The organism is Marinobacterium marisflavi, from assembly GCF_982447095.1.
The window spans coordinates 1,111,860-1,133,509 of record NZ_OZ457898.1; the positions used below are offsets into that span (position 1 = coordinate 1,111,860).

Genomic DNA, 21,650 nt, shown 5'->3' on the forward strand with positions numbered 1-21,650 from the left:
GTTGTTCCACTTGATTGAAGCCAGTACTTTGTCGATTCCGCTGTTTTATAACAATAATCTTCAACGGAGTTACAAATGACTGATAAAACTAACGGCGTTTCACGTCGTACGGTCCTCAAAGGTACTGCCGCTTCTGCTGCAGCTATCGCTGTTCCAAGTTTCTACATCCCAAATGCTACTGCTGCTGGTGCGTTCCGTAACGACCCTGCTGCATCTGGCAAGTGTGTACTGGGCTTCAACGTCCCACAGACAGGTGCATACGCGGATGAAGGTGCTGACGAACTTCGCGCATTCAAACTGGCTGTCAAACACCTCAACGGTGAAGGCGACGGCGGTATGATGAACACCATGAAGCCAATGAACCTAAAAGGTAACGGCATCCTGGGTATGAAAGTTGAGTACGTAACCGGTGATACTCAGACTAAGTCTGACGCTGCACGTGCATCGGCTAAGCGTATGATCGAGAAAGACGGCGTAATCATGTTCTCTGGTGGTTCTTCATCAGGTGTAGCAATCGCTGTACAGGCACTGGCTGAAGAGATGGGTACCATCTTTATGGCGGGTCTGACTCATTCAAACGACACTACTGGTAAAGACCGTCGTCGTCACGGTTTCCGCCACATGTTCAACTGCCACCAGTCTGCACTGGCGCTGCGTCCTGTGCTGGACAAGGCTTACGGTAAAGACCGTCAGGTGTACCACCTAACTGCTGACTACTCTTGGGGTTGGTCACAGCAGGACTCTATTGAGAAAGGTATGATGGCTGAGTCTAACTGGCAGACAGTTGCCAATGTGAAGACTCCAGTTGGCGCGGGTGACTTCTCGCAGTACATCACACCGATCCTGAACTCTGGTGCAGATACTCTGGTACTGAACCACTACGGCGGTGACATGGTTAACTCCCTGACTCAGGCTATGCAGTTCGGTCTGAAAGACAAGCAGGTTAACGGTCGCGACTTCCAGATCATCGTTCCTCTATTCTCTCGCCTGATGGCGAAAGGTGCGGGCGACAACATGAAGGGTATTCTTGGTTCTACTAACTGGAACTGGAAACTTACTGACGAAGGTTCTAAAGCATTCGTTAAATCCTTCGGTCAGGAATACGGCTTCCCACCATCACAGGCTGCTCATACTTGTTACGTGCAGACTATGCTCTACGCTGACGCGGTTGAGCGTGCTGGCTCGTTCGAACCTGCTGCAGTTATTGCTGCGCTGGAAGACCACGAGTTTGACGGCATGGGTAACGGTGCATCTCTGTACCGTAAAGCTGACCACCAGGTAATGAAGAATGCCCTGGTTGTTGAGGGTAACACCAACCCAACTTCAGACTTTGACCGTCTGTCAGTGAAAGAGGTCGTTTCTCGTGAGCGTCTGACTTACGATCCAAACGAAGGCCCATTCGCTGGCGGTGCTCAGTGGTCTTAATCCAAGTGTAATTTCAGTTACACCTTGGCACGCGAAGGGGCCCAAGGGGCCCCTTCGTTTATCTAAAAGAATTTTTTTCGGAGATTCATAGCTGTGGATGCGATACTCCTCCAGATTTTGAACGGTCTAGATAAGGGGGGTGCTTATGCACTGATTGCCCTAGGTCTGACGTTGATTTTCGGTACTTTGGGTGTCGTGAACTTCGCACACGGTGCACTGTTTATGTTAGGTGCCTTCGTTGCGGTTTCGGTTCGCGAAGTTCTTACTATTTCTACCAAGGTCAAAGATGAGTCGGTGACCTTCTTTGAAGCCTTCAAAGAGATCCCTTACCTCGAGCTTTGGCTGGGTGATACAGGTAAAGCGATCATCGACTGGTCGGTACCGATCTCTATATTGATCGCACTGCCTGTCATGCTGCTGATCGGCTTGGTAATGGAGCGTGGCCTTATTCGCCACTTCTACCGTCGCGCACACGCTGATCAGATCCTTGTTACCTTCGGTCTGGCGATCGTTGTGCAGGAGATCATTAAAGCGATCTACGGCGCTAACCCAATTCCACAGCCTGCGCCTGAGATGTTCTCGGGTACTGCAAACATCGGCGCACTTTTCGGCCTAGGCGACAATATCGTTTACCCGAAATGGCGTATTGTTTACCTCTTCTTCGCACTCGGTGTCATCGGTTCGGTGTTTGCCTTCCTGCAGTTCACTACCTTCGGTATGGTGGTACGCGCGGGTATGGCCGATCGTCAGACAGTACAGCTGCTCGGTATCAATATTACCAAGCGCTTCAGTATCGTCTTCGGTCTTGCGGCAGTTGTGGCTGGGATGGCGGGTTTGATGTATACCCCGATACTCTCGCCGAACTACCACATGGGTATGGACTTCCTTGTGCTCTCATTCGTGGTGGTGGTTGTAGGTGGTATGGGCTCGCTGCCAGGTGCAGTCGCAGCCGGCTTCCTGCTGGGTATCCTGCAGTCGTTCGCCTCTATGAACGAAGTGAAGCAAATCATTCCAGGGATCGACCAGGTAATTATTTACCTCGTTGCCATGATCGTACTGCTTGTCCGTCCACGCGGTCTGATGGGTCGCAAAGGTGTGATGGAGGACTAAGATGCATATTGAAAAGTTTACCCCTAAATCTGACATCATGATGGTGCTGATCTTCTCAGCAGTAATCCTCTTGATGCCAATCTGGCTGCAACCGTTGGGCGCAGCTTACCCAGACCTAATGCAGCGTTTCGCGATCTTCGGTCTGTTCGCAATCGGCTTTAACATTCTGTTCGGCCAGACGGGTTACCTGTCATTCGGTCATGCAGCGTTTATCGGTGTGGGTTCCTACACCACGGTTTGGATCTTCAAACTGTTCACCCTGAACATCATCCCAGCGATGATTGCCGGTGTTGTACTCTCGGGTATTTTTGCGCTGGTTATCGGCTTTATCTGTCTGCGTCGTACAGGTATCTACTTCTCGATCCTGACGCTTGCGCTGGCTCAGATGAGTTACAACCTGGCGTACTCTGTACTGACACCGATCACCATGGGTGAGACAGGTCTGCAGGTTGAAGCGGCCGACCCACGCTCATGGGAAGCGCCTTTGGCGGCGGGTGAGGTGCCACGTACGCACCTGTTCGGTCTGGAGATGACTGACCTCGGTGGTCTCGCCGGCTTCTACATCTGTGCTGCCTTCTTGATCTTGGGCTTCTATGTAGCGCTGCGTATTACTCGTTCACCCTTTGGCTCGATGCTTCGCGGTATCAAAACCAACAACACACGTATGGCTTACACCGGCTTGAATGCGCGCCCTTACGCACTGGCCGCATTTGTGATCTCGGGGATGTATGCAGGTCTTGCAGGTTCGCTGATGGCGGCTATGGACCCGTTGGCAGGTGCAGAGCGCATGCAGTGGACAGCATCTGGTGAGGTGGTTCTGATGACCATCCTTGGCGGTGTGGGTACGCTGGTAGGCCCAGTAATCGGTGCTGCGGCGATCAAATACTTTGAGAACATCTTCTCGGCAATTGATGGCGCGGTACTTTCAAGTGCGCTGGATTTCTTGCCAGATGCCGTGCTCAGTGTGATTGTTCCAGTACTCTCACTGTTTGTGGGTAAAGGCTGGCACCTGACCCTGGGTCTGGTGTTTATGTTGGTCGTAATCTTCCTGCCAGGTGGCATTATGGAAGGTTACCGTCGAATCAAAGCTCGCTTCTCGAAAGCGGATGCCGAGTAACTCAAGCTAACAGGATATTGCTATGTCAGTTCTAGAAATTTCTGGCGTAAACAAAACATTCGGTGGCTTGAAGGCACTGGATGACGTCAACCTAAAAATTGAAGAGAAGACCGTACACGCGGTTATCGGCCCGAATGGTGCTGGTAAGTCGACACTGCTCAACGCAGTCATTGGTAAGCTCATTCCGGATAACGGCACGATTATGTTTATGAATCAGAGCATGATCGGCCTGAAGCCGCACCAGATTAACCAGCTCGGTATCTCACGAGTATTCCAGACGCCAGAGATCTTTGCGGATCTCTCGCTAATGGAGAATATGATGATCCCTCTGTTGGCGCATCGCGATGGTGAGTTCAAGCTGGCCGCTTGGAAACGCTCAGATATGGATTCTGAGATCCAAGACAAAGCGGCTCACTTCCTTGAGGATGTGAATATGCTTGAGAAAGCGAGTCTCCATGCAGGCAGCATGAGCCGTGGTGACAAGCGTCGCCTCGAACTGGCGATGTGTCTGTCGCAGGATCCAAAGCTGCTACTCTTGGATGAGCCAACCGCGGGTATGGCGCGTGCTGATACCAACAACACGATTGATCTGCTGTTGAAGATCAAGTCGCGCGGTATGACCAAAGTTATTATCGAGCATGACATGCACGTGGTGTTCTCATTGGCCGACAAGGTCAGTGTAATGGCACAGGGTCACGTAATTGTGGAAGGCTCGCCTGACGAGATTAAGGGTGATCCACGCGTTCGCGAGGCTTACCTTGGAGGTGCAGAAGTATGACGCATTCAAGCGTAACGAGCGATTCAGTAAAGAATCAAAACCTAGGTACACCTGTTGCCTACTGTTCCGTTCACGATATTCACTCTTACTACGGCGAGTCGTACATCGTGCAGGGTGTTTCGTTCAATATCCATGAGGGCGAAATCCTAGCTTTGCTCGGCCGTAACGGCGCGGGTAAGACGTCAACGCTGCGCACCATCGCACGCTGTGATGACCCTGAACTGAAATCTGGCGAGATCTCTCTTGATCACCAGGCAGTTCATAAGATGACAGCGTACGAGGCGTCGCAGGCTGGCATTGGTCTAGTGCCTGAGGATCGCTGTATCATTCCGGGCTTGACCGTTGAAGAGAACCTGCAATTGGCGCAGATCGCACCACCAATCGGTTGGAGCATCGAGCGTATCTACGAACTCTTCCCACGTCTTGGCGAGCGTCGCAACCAAGAGGGCACCACGCTCTCGGGTGGTGAACAGCAGATGTTGGCGATTGGTCGTGCGTTGGCGCGTGATGTCAAACTGCTGCTGCTCGATGAGCCGTATGAAGGTTTGGCACCGGTAATCGTACAAGAGATCGAGAAGACGCTGCGTGAGATCAAAGCGTTGGGTATCACAACTGTGATCGTAGAGCAGAATGCGATTGCTGCACTTAAGCTGGCTGACCGTGCTGTTATTCTTGATACCGGAACCGTGGTATTCGATGGCAGTGCGCAGGAAGTTCTAGACAACGAGCAGCTGCGTCACGACTACCTCGCGATCTAACCAAACTGTTGTAAAACGAGTGGTACTGCGCCCGAACTTAGTTCGGGCGCTTTTTTTTGTCTAACTTTTGATCTTTTGTGTGCTTCTTTTTGGGGTCTGGCCCTGTTTTATGCTAAAAAGAGGCTTAAATTTGATTACTTATTTGGTGTATTCCCCGCATGTCAGAGCGACGCGAGCCCGGCTTTAACCTAGATCCGATCCAAGATTCTGTTCCCACCCTTGATACCCCAGTTGGAAGACCCGCTGCAGCAGCCCAGCCCAGAGCCGCTGCTTCAGCAAAATCGAGCTCGGTCGCTACCGTTCTGCTAACGCTTCTTGTGTTGGTCTCCTTGAGTGCAGCCGGTGCACTGGGTGTTTGGGGGATGCAGCTCAAACAGCAGATGGAGGAGCAGCAGGTACTGGTAGAGCAGATGAATCTCTGGCTTGAGAGCACCGATGCGACGCTAACACAGACCTCTACGACAGCCTCGCGTTCAGGTGAGACACTGATGGGACGTGTTGAGGATATCAACACTCGCCTGGAAGATCGGATCAAACACTTTGACTCCGAGATCGCAAAACTTTGGACCGTATCCTTTCAGCGCAATAAGCCGCAGCTAGAAGAGCAGGGTAAAACGCTGGTCACCTTGGGTGAAACTGTTGTTGCTCAGGATGCTCGTATCGCTGAAGCGCTAGCGTCGCTGGGTGTGCTTCGCAAGGAGATCGAGTCTCAGGTGAGCGAACTGTCACAACTGAGTGCCGCCGATAAACAGATGGCGCAGCAGCTTGCTGGCACAGAAACAGCAGCTCAGGCACGTGATACTAAACTGAGTGCGCTAGAGACCCAGACGACAGCCTTGCAAACCGAGCTGGAAACGGTCGACGCGGCTTTAGCGACAGTCGAAGGGCGTGTTCTTCAGGTAGGTAGCGACATGGAGTTTCAGTTCTCGGTTGAGCGTGATGAGCGTACCAAGTTGGCTGCCGACTTGAATGCTAAAATCAATCAGGCGGCTCAGCCTCAGGGGACAAGCGTAGAGCTTGAACGCCGTTTGCGTACCATCGAAGAGCGCTTGAAAGCTATTGATGCCTCGCGTGCGTCACTTAATGCTGAGCTGCTTAAAGTGCAGGGCCAAGTGAACGGCCTAATGCTGGATCGCAGCGTTCGCTAATTTTGACTAAAATTTGATCAATAGGCACAATACGCGCCTTCGAGGATGGGAGTCTTTATCCGCGCATGAATGTACGCGCTTTCTTTGCACTTCGTGTACCCGACAGGGTAACGCGCAAGCTAGCTGACTATGCGGATGAGCTGTGCCAGTTTGACAAAGAGCTGCAGGTCGACTGGGTTGATTCGGGCAATTATCACCTGACACTCTGCTTCTTGGGGGATGTCTCGCTGGAGCAGGTCGAGTTGCTAGAGCAGAAGACGCGTGAGGTGCTGGATGCGAACCGTTTCTCAGTTTCGCTGGACCATATCGGCTACTATGCGGTCAGTCCGCGCTTCTCTGTTGTTGCAGCCATGGCCGCCGCGCAGGCGGAACTGGCAAACCTGCACCAGTGTTTAGTTGATATCGCGACAGCTTGTGGACTCTCCTACGATGAGAAAAACTTTCTTCCTCATGTCACTTTGGGGCGCGTACCCGCGGACGACGAATTTGAACTTGATACTGAGCAACTACCGGCACTTGATCTGAACTTGCCGGCAGATGCAGTAGTATTGATGCAGAGCAGGGTGGGTGAACAGGGCTCTATCTATACTCCACTGTTCGAGATAGACCTACCGCTCTTGCTGGCCAACTAAACTCCGAGATTGAAAATGCGACAACCAGAACTCCTCTCTCCAGCGGGCACGCTGCGGAATATGAAGTACGCTTTTGCGTACGGCGCAGATGCAGTTTATGCGGGCCAACCGCGTTATAGCCTGCGTGTGCGTAATAACGATTTCACTCATGCTAATCTGGAGGAGGGGATCAATATCGCCCACCAGATGGGTAAAAAGTTCTTTGTTGCCAGTAACATCCTGCCGCACAACTCTAAGTTAACCACCTATATGCGCGATCTCGATCCGGTAATCGAGATGGGTCCTGATGCGATGATTATGTCCGATCCGGGCCTGATTATGATGGTTAAGGATAAGTACCCTGACCTTCCTATTCACCTCTCTGTCCAAGCAAATACGATGAACTGGGCAACCGTTCAGTTCTGGGAACGCGCGGGTATAGAGCGCGTGATTCTGTCGCGCGAATTGTCGCTCGATGAGGTCGAAGAGATCCGTCAGCGCTGTCCAGATATGGAGCTGGAGGTGTTTGTCCATGGTTCGCTCTGTATCGCCTATTCAGGTCGTTGCCTGCTGTCGGGTTATATCAACCATCGCGATCCTAATCAGGGTACCTGCACCAATGCCTGCCGCTGGAAGTACGATGCGCATGAGGCAAAAGAGACCGATAACGGCGACGTTGCGCCGGTGCAGGATTTCGATCCAACGGTTGAGCCAGCGCTAGGCGAAGGAAAGCCAAGTGATAAGATCTTCTTGCTACAAGAGCAGACACGCCCGGGTGACTACATGCCGGCGTTTGAAGATGAGCACGGCACCTACATTATGAACTCTAAAGATCTGCGCGCGATTCAGCACGTGCACCGGTTGGCGGCGATGGGTGTGGACTCGCTTAAGATTGAAGGTCGCACAAAATCACACTACTACGTGGCACGAACTGCTCAGGCCTACCGTCAGACCATCGATGATGCTGTAGCCGGGCGTCCTTTCGACAAGGGTTTGATGGATGTGTTGGAGAACCTGGCCAACCGTGGCTACACGGAAGGCTTCTACCGTCGCCATGTGCACGATGAGTACCAGAACTACGAAACGGGCAACTCCGTAGGCGTACATCAACAGTTTGTTGGCGAGGTAGTCGAGCACAATATCGCCAACGGCAAGCTGACCATCGATGTGAAGAACCGTTTTGAAGTGGGTGATACGCTGGAGCTGATGACCCCCGTGGGCAATCGTCGCTTCAAATTGGGCGAGCTCTACAACAAGAAGGGCGCGCGTGTGGAGGCTGCTCCAGGTTCAGGCCACCGCGTAACCCTGCCACTCGATTTCGATACGGATATGCAGTACGCGCTGCTGATGCGGGACCTGCCCAACTCGCCGCGCAAGGTAGCCTGATTCTGACTTTTGTAGGAAATGAGATGGACCCACCCACTCTGTGCCAAGATTGGATTTCGCATTCAATCAAGTACGGCATCCAAGAAGGGGGTCCACATGAACAAGACTAGCATTATTGGTATCGATCTGGCGAAGAGTGTTTTTCAAGCTCACGGTATGACGAGCAGTGGTAAGCAGACGTTTGCGCGTCAGCTCAAGCGCGCGGAGGTCGCCAAGTTTATAGCTAAACAACCCAAGTGCATTATTGGTATTGAGGCGTGCAGCGGTTCTCACTATTGGGCCAAGTTATTCAAGCAGTATGGTCATGATGTGAAGATCATCCCGCCTAGCTACGTAAAGGCGTACGTGCGGGTTAATAAAAATGATAAACGGGATGCCGCAGCGATTGCAGAGGCAGCGTCCCGAGAGCAGGCGCCGGTAGTAGCTGTTAAAACGACGGAACAGCTCGACCTACAGGCTCTGCACCGAGTCCGCGAAGACTCGGTTAACAACCGTACGCGCATCGGTAATCGGATACGGGGACTACTTGCTGAACAGGGCGTCGTAGTTAAGCGTGGACATGCTGCAACTCGCTACGAGGTCGCGTTGATACTTGAGGACGCTTCGAACGGGTTAAGTTACGGTTTAAGAGAGATCATTGCCGATCTCAGAGAGGAGTGGCTACGCTGCGATGATCGAGTTGATTACTACACCTCACGGATCGAAAAGATCGCTAGGTCTGATGCGCGCTGTAAACGGTTGATGACGATACCTGGTGTAGGCCCAGTCATATCGACCTTGCTGGTTGCGTATGCGGGGAATGGTCAATCATACCGGGGCAGTCGCGACCTAGCCGCCTCGTTAGGCTTGGTGCCCGCCCAGCACTCAAGCGGTGGTAAAGACGTGTTACTGGGGATCAGTAAACGAGGAAATCGACAGTTGCGCAAGCAACTGGTACACGGCGCGAGGGCTGCATACCGCTCACTAGAGAAGTGGCCCGAAAGCAGTCGCCTTGGCTTGTGGGCACAAGGCTTGAGGGCTTCAGGCAAGCACGTAAACAAGATCGTGGTAGCGATCGCAAACAAGCTGGCCCGTATCGCCTGGAGCTGCTTAGTAAACGAGAGAGATTACAAAGCGTTGTAACCAACGCAGTACGGAGCCTGCCCAAGGCAGGATAAATAGAGTTAAACCCAACCAAAGAGTTGCGCAGAACGTTAAGACACGACAGATAAGATCGACTTGCTGAAAATCTGAAGATCCCTGTGGCTCATCAAGAAGCCGGGTAGGAGATAAGAACAGCAAGAGCACATCTCATAATGGCCCGGGTGGATACGCCCAAACTGAGAGGCCGGATATAAGCGTGCAATCTACTTCTATCGAGTCAAAACGGTCTTGCAACAAACGGGTGGGTCCATATAAGGGATGTAAGGCAAAGCCTTATTTCCCGACCGATGCTTAATTTTCGGGAAAGAGCACTGCGCGCTACATCCCTCCTACCGCTCCTCAATAAAAAGCACTTAGACCTTTTCTTAAGTCCACGGCCGAGCATTTTTGCTATAATCGAGCGCGTTTTTATACATATCTGTTTAATCCATTGAGGAACCCCTCCATGAGCGTGATTCGCCAAGACGACCTGATTAACAGCGTTGCTGATGCGTTGCAGTTTATCTCCTACTACCACCCGATCGACTTTGTGCAGAGTGTGCACGAGGCCTATCTGAAGGAGGAGAACCCAGCCGCTAAGGATGCGATGGCGCAGATCCTGATCAACTCGCGCATGTGTGCCGAGGGTAAGCGTCCGCTGTGTCAGGATACCGGTATCGTAACGGTATTCGTCAAGGTCGGCATGAACGTACAGTGGGATGCCACGATGAGCGTAACCGATATGATCAACGAAGGTGTACGCCGTGCGTACAACCACCCGGATAACGTTCTACGTGCATCGATCCTTGCCGATCCAGCAGGTAAACGTCAGAACACCAAAGACAATACACCCGCAGTGATTCACTATGAGATCGTTGAGGGTGACACCGTTGACGTGCAGGTTGCAGCGAAAGGCGGCGGTTCTGAGAACAAGTCGAAGATGGTGATGCTTAACCCATCGGACTCGATTGTCGATTGGATTGTTAAAACGGTACCCACCATGGGTGCGGGCTGGTGTCCACCGGGTATGCTCGGTATCGGTATCGGCGGTACTGCTGAGAAGGCCGCGGTTATGGCGAAAGAGTCGCTGATGGATCCTATCGATATTCACGAGCTACGCGAGCGTGGCCCGCAGAACCGTATCGAAGAGCTGCGCCTTGAGATCATGGATGCAGTCAACGATCTGGGTATCGGTGCTCAGGGTCTGGGCGGTCTGACGACTATCCTCGACGTTAAAATCATGGATTACCCAACGCATGCGGCATCTTTGCCTGTCTGCATGATTCCTAACTGTGCCGCGACACGTCACGCACACTTCACTCTGGACGGTTCAGGCCCAGCAGTGCTCACTCCACCGAGCCTTGATGAGTGGCCAGATGTCACCTTCGAGGTGGGCTCAAATACTCGCCGTGTAAATCTGGATGAGATTACGCCGGAAGACGTTAAAGAGTGGCAGGTCGGTGAGACCGTTCTGCTCAACGGTAAGATGCTCACCGGGCGTGATGCGGCTCATAAGCGCATGATTGAGATGCTCAACAACGGCGAAGAGCTACCAGTTGATCTCAAAGGTCGCTTTATCTACTACGTGGGGCCTGTTGACCCGGTACGTGACGAAGTGGTTGGTCCTGCTGGTCCGACTACATCAACGCGCATGGATAAGTTCACGCGCCAGATCCTGGAGCAGACGGGTCTGCTGGGTATGATCGGTAAGTCTGAGCGCGGTCCGATAGCACTGGATGCTATTCGCGATAACCAGGCTGTCTACCTCATGGCTGTTGGTGGTGCGGCTTACCTCGTATCGAAGGCGATTACCAATGCCGAAGTGCTGGCGTTCCCAGAGCTCGGTATGGAAGCTATTTACGAGTTCGAAGTTAAGGATATGCCAGTTACTGTAGCGGTTGATGTGAACGGCACTTCGGTTCACAACACGGGACCGGCTAAATGGCATGAGATTATCGCTTCTTCGAAAGCCTAATCCTGTTTTACAAGAGGGTCCGCTCCTGAGGGGCGGGCCCTTTTTTTATTGGGCGTGTACTGGAATTTGCTGATATTCTTCTTCGACACTTGTGAGAGCGCCCGACTCTGTCTAAATTCTGCTAAGGGTTGCGCTTGCTGCGCCCCGCACCACGCCCCTCTGTTAGGACGACAGTATGAGCAAAACAGTCGAGACCATTGACCTTCTCTCGTCGAGCCCTGGGGCTCGGCACCAACTCAAAGTTCACCGCTACGGTACTCCGGGCGCACGGCCAAAAGCGTATATCCAAGCGGCACTGCACGCTGATGAGTACCCTGCAATGCTGGTTGCCCATCATCTGATTGAGCGGCTCGATAAGCTAGAGAGCACTTCCCAGATCATTGGCGAGATAGTCCTGGTGCCAGTAGCGAATCCAATCGGGCTAGGCCAAAGAGTCAATGATCGTCATCTGGGGCGCTACGATTTGGCGGGTGGTGGTAACTACAACCGTAATTGGCCAGACCTAACGCCTTTTGTGGAGCAGGAAGTTGACGGCAAACTGACTTCTGACCCAAACCAAAACGTGATCAGAATTCGAGAGGCACTTCAGGAAGCGGTTGCTAACATCCAAGTGCGCAAAGAGTTAGATGACCTGCGCAAATCACTACTTGGGCTGTCGATAGGCGCCGATATAGTGCTGGACCTTCACAGTGACTCGCAGGCGCTATTCCACCTCTACGCGTCGGCACATCATCAGAAGCTGGCTGTTGAGCTTGGGTGTGATCTACAAGCACGGGCTGTTTTGATTGAAACTGAGGCGGGTGGCTCGCCCTTCGACGAATGCAATGCTGGCGTCTGGTGGAAGCTCAATCAGCGTCTCGGGGCTCAATACCCAATTCCTCTAGCCTGCTTCTCATCCACGGTTGAGCACCGAGGCGAGCAAGATGTTGAGGATGAGCTGGCAACTCAAGACGCAGATGGCCTAGTGCGGTTCCTGCAGCGGCGTGGAATTATTGATGGCAATCCCGGACCTCTACCCGAACCGCGATGTGAGCCCACGCCGTTGGAGGGAACAGATCTGATTTACGCGCCGGCCGCTGGGTTGGTTGTTTATCATAAGCAGTTGGGGGATTGGGTCGAGGCAGGCGAACGGATAGCAGAGCTAGTAGACCCGTTTGCCGCATCGGCCGATCAGGCTCGAACGCCCCTTATCAGCAAGGCAACAGGGCTGTTTTTCGCCCATATGGGTGATCGGATGGTGGCTCCCGGAGCTGCTTTGGCGAAAATTTGTGGCTCCACACCGTTAACACACCGCGAGCCGGGTAAACTGCTGGAGGCATAGTTGCGTACTCGTGCAATCTATTGCAAACCCGCCACGTTTGAACTTTACAGCGCTGTAACGGCTGGTTTACTCTGGCATAGATACTACTCGGAAATGAGATAACACGTTGACACAAAGTACCCCCGTCATTGAAGTTAAAGATCTGCACAAATCCTACGGCGATCTAGAGGTGCTCAAGGGCGTTGATCTGTGCGCTCACAAAGGTGACGTGGTTTCTCTAATTGGCTCCTCAGGTTCGGGCAAATCAACGCTGCTACGGTGCGTCAACCTGCTTGAGGACAGCCAGCAGGGCGATATTCTGTTTAGAGGCGAGTCGGTAAAGTGGAAGGGCAGTGCGAAAGTGCGCAGGCCGGCTGACAATAAGCAGGTTCTGCGGATCCGTACAAAACTTTCAAAAGTATTTCAGCAGTTCAATCTCTGGTCGCATATGACTATTCTTCAGAACGTGATGGAGGCACCGGTAACGGTCTTGGGCCACCCGCGTGACGAGGTTGAGAAGCGTGCGCGCATGTATCTCGATAAAGTCGGTATCGGTGATAAAGCGGATGCTTGGCCTGCGCAGCTTTCTGGCGGTCAGCAGCAGCGCGCTGCTATTGCGCGGGCGCTCTGCATGGAACCCGAGGCACTGCTTTTTGATGAGCCTACTTCAGCACTTGATCCTGAGCTTGAGCAAGAGGTCGTTAAGGTTATTAAAGAGCTCGCCGCTGAAGGCCGTACTATGCTGATCGTTACGCACGATATGAAGATGGCGGCGGATGTTTCGAGCCACGTCGTATTTTTGCATCAGGGCAAGATTGAGGAGGAGGGCCCTCCTGATCAGCTCTTCGGTTCACCTAAATCTGAGCGGCTGAGAGGGTTCCTCTCGGTCATTGAGCATTAACTAAATCAACAAAAAAGCAGGAAGTAATAACGATGAAAAGACTTCTAAGTACAGCTTTAGCGCTTTCCCTGAGCACTGGAGCAGCCTTTGCGGATACGGTTCGCTTGGGTACAGAGGGTGCATACGCGCCTTGGAACTTTCTTAATGATAGCGGTGAAGTTGCAGGCTTCGAACGTGATCTAGGTGACGAGTTGTGTAAGCGCGCAGCACTCACCTGTGAGTGGGTTACTAATGATTGGGACTCAATCATCCCTAACCTGGTATCAGGCAATTACGATGCAATCATCGCCGGTATGTCTATTACTGAAGATCGCGAAAAAGTGATCGACTTCACTCAAAACTACACGCCACCAGATCCATCGGCTTACCTCGCGATGTCAGACGATGTAGATCTAGCGGGCGCTGTGGTTGCAGCTCAGGCGACAACTATTCAGGCTGCGTTCGTGGCTGGACAGGGTTGGACGCTGGTTGAGTTCGCGACTCCTGAAGAGACTGTTGCTGCTGTACGTAACGGCGAAGCTGATGCAGTCCTGGCAGATAAGTCATTCCTCGATCCGTTTGCCGGTCAGGATGGCCTGACAATGCTTTCTCGCATGGAGCAGATCGGCGGTGGCGTCGGGATGGGCTTTAGAAAGAGCGATACCGAGCTACGAGCCAAGTTCGACGCGGCGATCCAGTCTATGAAAGACGACGGTTCGCTCAACGAGTTGATCGCCAAATGGGAGGTTGCGACTCAGTTCTAGTCGCAGAGGGCCTGCTCGCTGTTGCGGGTGGGCCACTCCTATAAACTTATGTTCGAATACTGCGCTAATCCTGACACACTCAGCGGTCTATCTTGGCTATCCTGTTATCTTTCAACAGGTAAACACCTCTCTTTTTACTACTCGTTCGGCACCGTGCTGGTTCTGTTGGCAATTACAGCGCCCGTAGCACTCGCGTTTGGCTTTGGTGGCGCGGCGTTGGCTCGCTCAAAAGTGACGCCGGCACGCTGGTTTGGCAAAACCTACATAGCAATTGTGCGTGGAGTACCCGATATAGCGTTTTTTATGTTTTTCGTGATCGCTCTGGATCAGGGCTTTGAGTATCTGAGACATCAGGTCAGTTGTCCTGATTGGGATCAGCCAATACGCCAGGGTAATGATTTCATTGTTTGTAGTGCCGCCAAATTGCCGCTGAGCACTTCGCCGCAGTGGGTCCATGAGATCTATGGTTTCTTTCTGGCGGTGCTTACCTTTGCTATCGTCTTTGGTGCTTTCGCTGCGAATGTGATTTTTGGGGCAATGAATGCGGTGCCCAAGGCGCAGATTGAGACGGCTGGCGCCTATGGTATGACGAGACGCCAGACCTTTTGGCGTATTATTGTGCCGCAGATGTGGGTTTATGCGCTCCCCGGGTTATCGAACCTGTGGATGGTGTTGATCAAAGCGACACCGCTACTCTTCCTGCTTGGTGTCGAGGATATCGTTTATTGGGCGCGTGAGCTCGGCGGTACCAAGCATGCGCGATTCACTGATTACCCCCATGGTGATTGGCGTATGTGGTATTTCCTTGTTCTGCTGGTTTTCTACCTCGGTTTTACCAAGGTGTCTGAGGTGGTGCTGGATCGGTTAATGAAGCGTTTGTCGCGTGGTCAGGCGACTGCGGGTGGCGAAGCGCTTCGGAGGGCTGCAGCATGAGTTGTATGCAGACGATGGCCGATTACGGGCTGCGCTCGATTGGTATCGGCGAGAGACTCCTGCCGACCACCGATTTCACCCTCTGTCAGCAGTTCACGCTGATTGGCTCGGGTATGATCTGGAACATCTACTTCGGTGTGCTGGCGTTAGCGGCTGGTTTTCTTTTGGCGACTGCGGTCGCTCTCGGCAAGGCATCCAGCAATAGATGGCTACGCAAAATTTCACAGTGGTTCATCTTTCTGTTTCGAGGGTCGCCACTGTTTATTCAGTTCTTCTTTGCTTACTTTCTCTTCCTCAACCTGAGGTCGAGTATTGAGTTCTTCGAACCCTTTACAGCAGCCTGGCTGGGCGCAACGATTGTCCTGTTTCTAAATACCTCAGCCTACGCGGGCGAGATTTTTTACGGGGCGCTGCAATCAATACCTAAAGGTGAGTCTGAAGCTGCGGATGCTTATGGTTTCTCGGGTCTGACCAAGTTTCGCAAAATCACCTGGCCAACAATGATGCGCTTGGCCTGGCCTGCCTATACCAACGAGGCGATTTTTCTATTTCATGCGACTACGCTGGTCTTCTTTTCGGGTTTTCCAGCTTGGCGTCAACAAGGCGATGCGCTCTACTATGCCAGTTACTTTGCTGATAAGACATTTAACCCGTTCATCCCTTATCCGATTCTGGCGGGTTACTTTATTCTGCTAACGCTGATCGTGATTAGCCTGTTTGGATTGATAAATGGGCGACTGAACCGCCACCTGCCTAAAGAGTCACGCCCTAAAATTCGCTACCGCCCTAAAATACTGCGCTAGCTGCGAAGTCTGAGGCTGCATAAAGTTTTGCTGCGCTGAATCAAATTCAGAGAACCCAAACCGCAGCTCAGGTATAATCGTCGCAGATTCAACCGGAGCTCTACATGGCGCAGTTAACCAGCCTCAATACTCAAGCAAATTTCCAACCCGCCCCGTTTTTGCCGATGTCTAAGGCAGAGATGCGCAAATTGGGCTGGACAGAGTGTGACATCATCATTGTCACCGGTGATGCGTATGTGGACCACCCCTCTTTTGGTATGGCGATTATTGGTCGTTTGCTGGAGTCGCAAGGCTTCAAAGTAGGCATCATTGCCCAGCCAGATTGGAAGAGTGCCGATGCCTTCAAGGCTCTGGGTAAACCTCGTCTGTTTTTTGGTGTTGCAGCCGGCAACATGGACTCCATGATCAACCGCTATACGGCGGATAAGAAGATCCGCTCGGATGATGCCTACACCCCAGGTGGCAAGGGCGGCTCACGGCCGGATCGCGCCAGTATTGTCTACAGTCAGCGCTGTCGTGAAGCGTTCAAGGATGTACCCATAGTTCTGGGTGGTATCGAGGCGTCACTGCGTCGTATCGCCCACTACGACTACTGGCAGGATAAGGTGCGTCGCTCAATTCTACTGGATTCGCGTGCCGATCTTCTGCTCTTTGGTAATGCCGAGCGTGCTGTTGTTGAAGTTGCTCGCCGAATGGATATGGGCGAAGCGATTACGGATCTGCGTGATGTACGCGGTACCGCCTTTGTGCGCAAGGATACGCCTGAAGGGTGGATGGAGATCGACTCTACGCGAATCGATCGCCCGGGCAAGATCGATAAGATCATTAACCCCTACGTCAATACACGCGATCTCGAGAGCTGTGCAATTGAGAACGGCTCCGAGGAGTCTGCAGCGCCCGAAGAGGTTGCAACTCAGCCGCTCCATTTAGAGAGCTTGAGCGAGAACAAGATACGTCTGAATCGTTCAAAAACGGTTATTCGTATTCCGTCGTTCGAGAAGGTCAGCGCTGATCCTGTGCTCTATGCGCATGCAAGTCGCGTGCTGCACTTAGAGACAAATCCCGGCAATGCACGTGCCCTAGTACAGATGCAGGGCGATCAAGAGGTGTGGCTCAATCCACCACCGATCCCGTTGACTACCGAAGAGATGGATTATGTCTTTGGGCTGGAGTACGCCCGTGTACCGCATCCAGCTTACGGCGATCAGGAGATTCCCGCCTACAAGATGATCCGTTTCTCGGTGAATATTATGCGCGGCTGCTTTGGCGGTTGTACCTTCTGTTCGATCACCGAACATGAGGGTAGGATTATTCAAAACCGCTCACAAGAGTCGATCATCAAGGAGATCGAAGAGATCCGTGACAAAGTTCCAGGCTTTACTGGCGTCATATCGGATCTGGGTGGTCCTACTGCCAATATGTATCGCATCGCCTGTAAGTCGCCAGAGATTGAAGCCTCGTGTCGCAAGCTTTCGTGTGTCTATCCGGGAATCTGCCCAAATCTTAATACCGACCACTCGGCGCTGACACAGCTGTATCGCGAAGCGCGGCAGTTAAAAGGGGTAAAGAAGGTGCTGATCGCTTCGGGTCTGCGCTACGACCTGGCCGTTGAGGATCCTGAGTATGTGCGTGAATTGGTGACGCATCATGTGGGCGGGTATCTGAAGATCGCGCCCGAGCACACTGAACGTGGGCCGCTGGACCATATGATGAAGCCCGGTATCGGCACCTATGATGAGTTTAAGAAGATGTTCGAGCGCTTCTCCAAAGAGGCGGGCAAAGGTCAGTATTTGATTCCCTATTTCATAGCCGCGCACCCAGGCACGACTGACGAGGATATGATGAACCTCGCGCTCTGGCTCAAGCGCAACGACTTCAAAGCCGACCAGGTGCAGGCGTTTTATCCCTCGCCTATGGCAACCGCTACCGCGATGTACCATACAGGCCGTAATCCGCTTAAGCGCCAGTCCTATAAGCGCAGTGCTGAGAAGGTAGAGTCGGTAAAAGGCGAGCGTCAGCGCCGCCTGCACAAAGCTTTCCTGCGTTGGCATGACCCCGATAACTGGCCCCTGTTGCGTGAGGCGCTGAAGCAGATGGGACGAGCCGATCTGATTGGCGACAAGCCTCATCAGCTGATTCCAGAGACTCAGCCAGATCAGCAGGAGTATCAAAGCCCAAGACGTAAAAACTCGGGTAAGGCAGTCAAAGCGCGTAAGGGTAGGGTGTTAACGCAGCATACGGGACTGCCGCCACGCTCGGGTAACGGCAGCAAAGCAAAACGCTCGCGCCCAAAAACTCGGCATCAGACAAATCTCTAATTTCTGAGCTAAATGCTTGTATTTAGGTTAGGTGTGTGTATAGTGCTGATTAACGATTAAACAACTCGTGCGTTTTAGACCGCACGGAGACACTGCTTGCAACACTCGATTCATCGCACTCAGCAGAGTGCAGCACACCGTAAAACGCGACTCTCTCGCGCCACCGTTTGCACTTCGATACGTGTTCCGAACTCTGATTCTCATGGCTCTTTGTTGGCTCCTTTGCGCCCGCTAAATTTCATTCATACGGATGAGATCTGATTGGGTTCCGGGCAGCGTACTAGAGACTAGTTAGTAAAATCCAAAAGTTTTCAACGTGTTGGTACGAAACCTGCATCGAGAAAAGTACCGCTCTAGCGGTTTCGCCCTTGGGCGGTATGGTAGATGCAGTTGCTGTATCTAATAACATCGGGTCAAAGACCCAAGAAAAATGGCCAATTTTTGGCTAGCAATAAGGAAAGAGGCAAATAATGTCACAGCTCGTAACTGGCACTGTTAAGTGGTTCAACGACGAAAAAGGTTTTGGTTTCATTCAGCAGGAAGGTGGTCCAGACGTATTCGTTCACTACCGTGCTATTAACGGCAACGGCCGTCGCACTCTGGCTGAAAACCAGACCGTTACTTTCGAAGTAACTCAGGGCCAGAAAGGTCCACAGGCTGACAACGTAACTGTTGTAGCTTAATCAGGGCTTGCCCCCGATAGGGTGGGAGCGCCGTAGCTTAAGCTAGACACTGCCATTCAAATTTATAGACCTCGCCTCGGCGGGGTTTATTATTTTATGCTTCACGTAAAGCGGTTCGTTAAACAGTAGGAGTATTAAACGTGGCGAAAGTCGTGATACTTGTAGGTACTATGTATGGCAACGCGATTGAGGCAGCCCGCGCCTGTAGCGCAGAGCTAGGTGAACGCGGTCATCAGGTGCGTATTGCAGACACACCCAGCTACGCCGACATCGCTGCTGACCCCGACGCAGTATTACTTATCTGTACCTCCTCTACCGGTATGGGCGATCTACCCGATTCGATCATGCCGCTCTACTGTCAGTTGCTGGATGACTCACCAGCGCTCTTTGGCCGCCAATATGGCCTGATTGGGCTAGGTGATTCGAGCTACGATAACTTTAACGGTGGCGCCAGAACCATTGATGCAGTATTCCAAGATTTAGGTGCAGAACGGCTAGGCGAACCGATCTTTATTGATGGTCGCATCGATTACGAGCCAGAAAAACCGGCGGCTGAATGGGTTAAAGGCTGGGCGAATTTTCTGAATTAGTCTCTGAATGAGCTGCTTAATTAGCTCTGAGTTGGCACTGAGTAGCCTGCTCAATCAGAGCTAAGTCAGATCAATTTCAGCCCCAGTTCTCAGTGTTTGGAACGCTCTTCGAGACCGCGTTTGATCTCCAGGTAGCGGGGCATATCGCCAATATCTTCATAGATCGGCTCATCATCCTCTACGCGAATCACTTTCGGACCCGGTTTATAGGGAATCCGCGCCTCGATCTGTTGGAGTATATCGCTCATCAGTAGGGCAGTTAGCTCCTCCATCGGGAGTTTATAGAGCTTACTGAGCGCCTGCAGGCGCAAAAGATCGTCTTCATCCACTGCGATGGTCAGTGGTGTGCGGGACGAGATCTCATCGCCGCGGTGCTTAAGTTTTACCAGAAGGGACTCAATGGATGAGTTGGGCATTTGGCTCTCCTCTGTACTGCTCATGGTTTAAGCATAGAACAGATCTGGGCGCTGTGGGGCTCAGCGCTCTATAATCTGCCGAAAGGTGAGGTTGATGCGTCCATCCTGGCAACGAGCGCGTTTGGGAACAGAGTGCTGCCAGCGATTTTGTACCCCTGACTCCATCAAAAGCAGGGAGCCGTGCTGCAGTTCAATGCCCCAGCTATCGCCACCACCTTTGGGGCGGAACTTGAAGCTGCGTTCTGCACCGAGCGTCAGCGAGGCGATAATGGGGGCTGGCCCTAATTCGGCTTCATCGTCGCTGTGCCAACCCATAGTATCGCTGCCATCGCGGTAGAGGTTGGCGAGCACCGCATTAAAATGTACTCCGAGGCGCTGCCGTATCTCTGTTTGAATAGCGGCTAGAACTGCAGGGAACCCGACTCCCTCGAGGGTCAGGCCGGAGTAGGTGTATCGCAGTCCGGGCTCAGCGATGAATGCCTGCAGTCTAGGGATGCAGACAGAACGTCCGTAAATATGAATCTGATCCTGACGCCACTCGAGCTCCTCGCGCAGCCTAGCGTAGAGCTGCGTTGCTTCGATACAACTATAGAAGTGCGGGTCGTAGAGAATGTGTTGGTCTTGCTCTAGGGGCTGCATGCTCAGTGAGTGTTAGGTCTGTGGTTATTGCAGACTCTCTACGAAGATCGGCAGAAGGTCGATCCTATTGCTGGGATGAGGAATCGAGTTGCAGGTTAACACTTCGCTCTTTTGCGCTAGTAACTCATAGGCATCACCGGCAAAGATACCGTGTACGCCTATAATCAGTGGGCGAGCTAAACCGGACGCCTCCAGGTGCTCTAAGGTGCGCAGCATGGTTCTACCACTCGAGATAATATCGTCGACGAGAACAGGACGATGATCAAGGTAAGGCTCTAGCTGAGGGCGCGAAACCTCCACCTGATAGTCGCCACTGCGGTGCTTGAGCAGAATCTGGAAAGGGAGGTTAGCAGCTCGTGCAATCGCGCCGACCCACTGCTCGCTCTCCTCATCAGGACCGATCAACAGCAACTTATCGTTCATCTGTTGCAGGTGTGAGGTAATCACTGACTGAGCCGTGAGCACTGTGCCCTCCAGTGAGTAGATCTCATCGAGGCTGCTGTAGCGGTGTAGATGAGGGTCCACAGTGATTAGCCTATCGAATGCCTGTGACAGGTGGCGGGCGAAATGACGAGAGGTGATCGATTCGCCCGGATTGAAACGCTTGTCTTGGCGCATATACGGCAGGTAAGCGCTGACTAGAGTCCGTTTTCTGGCACCGAGCTCCTCTAGGGTGTGGCCCAACGAGAGAAGTGTGAATAGTTGCATGTCCGGGTGGAATAGATCAGCGAATATAATGACCTCAGCACCCGCCACCTCCGTCGTAATTCGCTGGTAGAGCTCTCCGTCGGGAAAGTGGCGGGAATCAATATCGCCTAGCTTAGCTCCCACAGCCGCTGCTAGCCTCAGTCCAAGATCTGTGCGCTCGGCGAGGTTGAAGAGAATTCGATCCAT

21 protein-coding genes are annotated in these 21,650 nt (G+C 52.5%); 18 read left to right on the plus strand and 3 right to left on the minus strand.

All coding sequences use genetic code 11. The annotated features are described in order from the left end of the window. Nucleotides 1-75: 75 nt before the first annotated feature. From AC1WNR_RS05505 to AC1WNR_RS05590, 18 genes are all read left to right on the plus strand, one after another. A complete protein-coding gene (locus tag AC1WNR_RS05505) occupies nt 76-1,425 on the plus strand; it encodes a substrate-binding protein (RefSeq protein ID WP_481643524.1) in 1,350 nt (449 codons plus the stop codon). A gap of 93 nt (nt 1,426-1,518) precedes the next feature. Beyond that, entirely contained in the window at nt 1,519-2,535 is a 1,017-nt protein-coding gene (locus AC1WNR_RS05510; RefSeq protein WP_481643525.1) for a branched-chain amino acid ABC transporter permease, read from the plus strand. 1 nt (nt 2,536) lies between these two features. Next, nucleotides 2,537-3,652 carry a branched-chain amino acid ABC transporter permease gene (locus AC1WNR_RS05515; RefSeq protein ID WP_481643526.1) on the plus strand — a complete coding sequence of 372 codons (1,116 nt, stop codon included), beginning with the start codon at nt 2,537-2,539 and terminating at the stop codon, nt 3,650-3,652. 22 nt (nt 3,653-3,674) lie between these two features. Then, complete coding sequence (locus tag AC1WNR_RS05520; protein WP_481643527.1) at nt 3,675-4,430, plus strand: ABC transporter ATP-binding protein; 756 nt, start codon at nt 3,675-3,677, stop codon at nt 4,428-4,430. After that, nucleotides 4,427-5,188, plus strand: coding sequence for an ABC transporter ATP-binding protein (locus tag AC1WNR_RS05525; protein WP_481643528.1), 762 nt, complete (start codon nt 4,427-4,429; stop codon nt 5,186-5,188). The genes AC1WNR_RS05520 and AC1WNR_RS05525 overlap by 4 nt, the downstream gene beginning before the upstream one ends. A gap of 158 nt (nt 5,189-5,346) precedes the next feature. After that, the gene (locus AC1WNR_RS05530; protein WP_481643529.1) at nt 5,347-6,336 is read left to right on the plus strand and encodes a hypothetical protein; all 990 of its coding nucleotides are present in this window, start codon (nt 5,347-5,349) and stop codon (nt 6,334-6,336) included. A 65-nt stretch (nt 6,337-6,401) separates the two neighbouring features. Further along, the gene (gene thpR / locus AC1WNR_RS05535) at nt 6,402-6,968 is read left to right on the plus strand and encodes an RNA 2',3'-cyclic phosphodiesterase (protein WP_481643530.1); all 567 of its coding nucleotides are present in this window, start codon (nt 6,402-6,404) and stop codon (nt 6,966-6,968) included. A 15-nt stretch (nt 6,969-6,983) separates the two neighbouring features. After that, nucleotides 6,984-8,333, plus strand: coding sequence for a prephenate-dependent tRNA uridine(34) hydroxylase TrhP (trhP, locus tag AC1WNR_RS05540; RefSeq protein WP_481643531.1), 1,350 nt, complete (start codon nt 6,984-6,986; stop codon nt 8,331-8,333). A gap of 96 nt (nt 8,334-8,429) precedes the next feature. Next, nucleotides 8,430-9,455 (plus strand): IS110 family RNA-guided transposase, encoded by a 1,026-nt coding sequence (locus tag AC1WNR_RS05545; RefSeq protein WP_481643174.1) that lies wholly within the window; start codon nt 8,430-8,432, stop codon nt 9,453-9,455. 466 nt (nt 9,456-9,921) lie between these two features. Further along, on the plus strand, nt 9,922-11,430 hold the full coding sequence (locus AC1WNR_RS05550) for a fumarate hydratase (RefSeq protein WP_481643532.1): 1,509 nt from the start codon (nt 9,922-9,924) through the stop codon (nt 11,428-11,430). Between the two features lie 175 nt (nt 11,431-11,605). Then, nucleotides 11,606-12,751 carry a succinylglutamate desuccinylase/aspartoacylase family protein gene (locus AC1WNR_RS05555; RefSeq protein ID WP_481643533.1) on the plus strand — a complete coding sequence of 382 codons (1,146 nt, stop codon included), beginning with the start codon at nt 11,606-11,608 and terminating at the stop codon, nt 12,749-12,751. Between the two features lie 106 nt (nt 12,752-12,857). Further along, a complete protein-coding gene (locus AC1WNR_RS05560; protein ID WP_481643534.1) occupies nt 12,858-13,631 on the plus strand; it encodes an ABC transporter ATP-binding protein in 774 nt (257 codons plus the stop codon). A 32-nt stretch (nt 13,632-13,663) separates the two neighbouring features. Beyond that, nucleotides 13,664-14,374, plus strand: coding sequence for a transporter substrate-binding domain-containing protein (locus tag AC1WNR_RS05565; RefSeq protein ID WP_481643535.1), 711 nt, complete (start codon nt 13,664-13,666; stop codon nt 14,372-14,374). Nucleotides 14,375-14,539: 165 nt separating this feature from the next. Further along, entirely contained in the window at nt 14,540-15,307 is a 768-nt protein-coding gene (locus AC1WNR_RS05570; RefSeq protein WP_481643536.1) for an ABC transporter permease, read from the plus strand. Further along, nucleotides 15,304-16,110 carry an ABC transporter permease gene (locus AC1WNR_RS05575; RefSeq protein WP_481643537.1) on the plus strand — a complete coding sequence of 269 codons (807 nt, stop codon included), beginning with the start codon at nt 15,304-15,306 and terminating at the stop codon, nt 16,108-16,110. Before AC1WNR_RS05570 ends, AC1WNR_RS05575 begins: the two co-directional genes overlap by 4 nt. A 104-nt stretch (nt 16,111-16,214) precedes the next feature. Continuing rightward, nucleotides 16,215-18,428, plus strand: a complete 2,214-nt coding sequence (locus AC1WNR_RS05580) for a YgiQ family radical SAM protein (protein WP_481643538.1) — start codon at nt 16,215-16,217, stop codon at nt 18,426-18,428. A gap of 470 nt (nt 18,429-18,898) precedes the next feature. Then, nucleotides 18,899-19,111: a cold-shock protein gene (locus tag AC1WNR_RS05585; protein WP_481643539.1), complete on the plus strand. Its 213-nt coding sequence runs from the start codon at nt 18,899-18,901 to the stop codon at nt 19,109-19,111. Between the two features lie 140 nt (nt 19,112-19,251). Beyond that, nucleotides 19,252-19,701 (plus strand): flavodoxin domain-containing protein, encoded by a 450-nt coding sequence (locus AC1WNR_RS05590; RefSeq protein ID WP_481643540.1) that lies wholly within the window; start codon nt 19,252-19,254, stop codon nt 19,699-19,701. 89 nt (nt 19,702-19,790) lie between these two features. Here the strand turns inward: AC1WNR_RS05590 and AC1WNR_RS05595 are convergent, their stop codons facing one another. The 3 genes from AC1WNR_RS05595 to AC1WNR_RS05605 are packed head-to-tail and all read right to left on the minus strand — an operon-like array spanning nt 19,791 to nt 21,650. Next, nucleotides 19,791-20,117: a hypothetical protein gene (locus tag AC1WNR_RS05595; RefSeq protein WP_481643541.1), complete on the minus strand. Its 327-nt coding sequence runs from the start codon at nt 20,115-20,117 to the stop codon at nt 19,791-19,793. Nucleotides 20,118-20,177: 60 nt separating this feature from the next. Next, on the minus strand, nt 20,178-20,756 hold the full coding sequence (locus AC1WNR_RS05600) for an alpha-ketoglutarate-dependent dioxygenase AlkB family protein (RefSeq protein ID WP_481643542.1): 579 nt from the start codon (nt 20,754-20,756) through the stop codon (nt 20,178-20,180). 24 nt (nt 20,757-20,780) lie between these two features. Continuing rightward, entirely contained in the window at nt 20,781-21,650 is an 870-nt protein-coding gene (locus tag AC1WNR_RS05605) for a ribose-phosphate diphosphokinase (protein WP_481643543.1), read from the minus strand.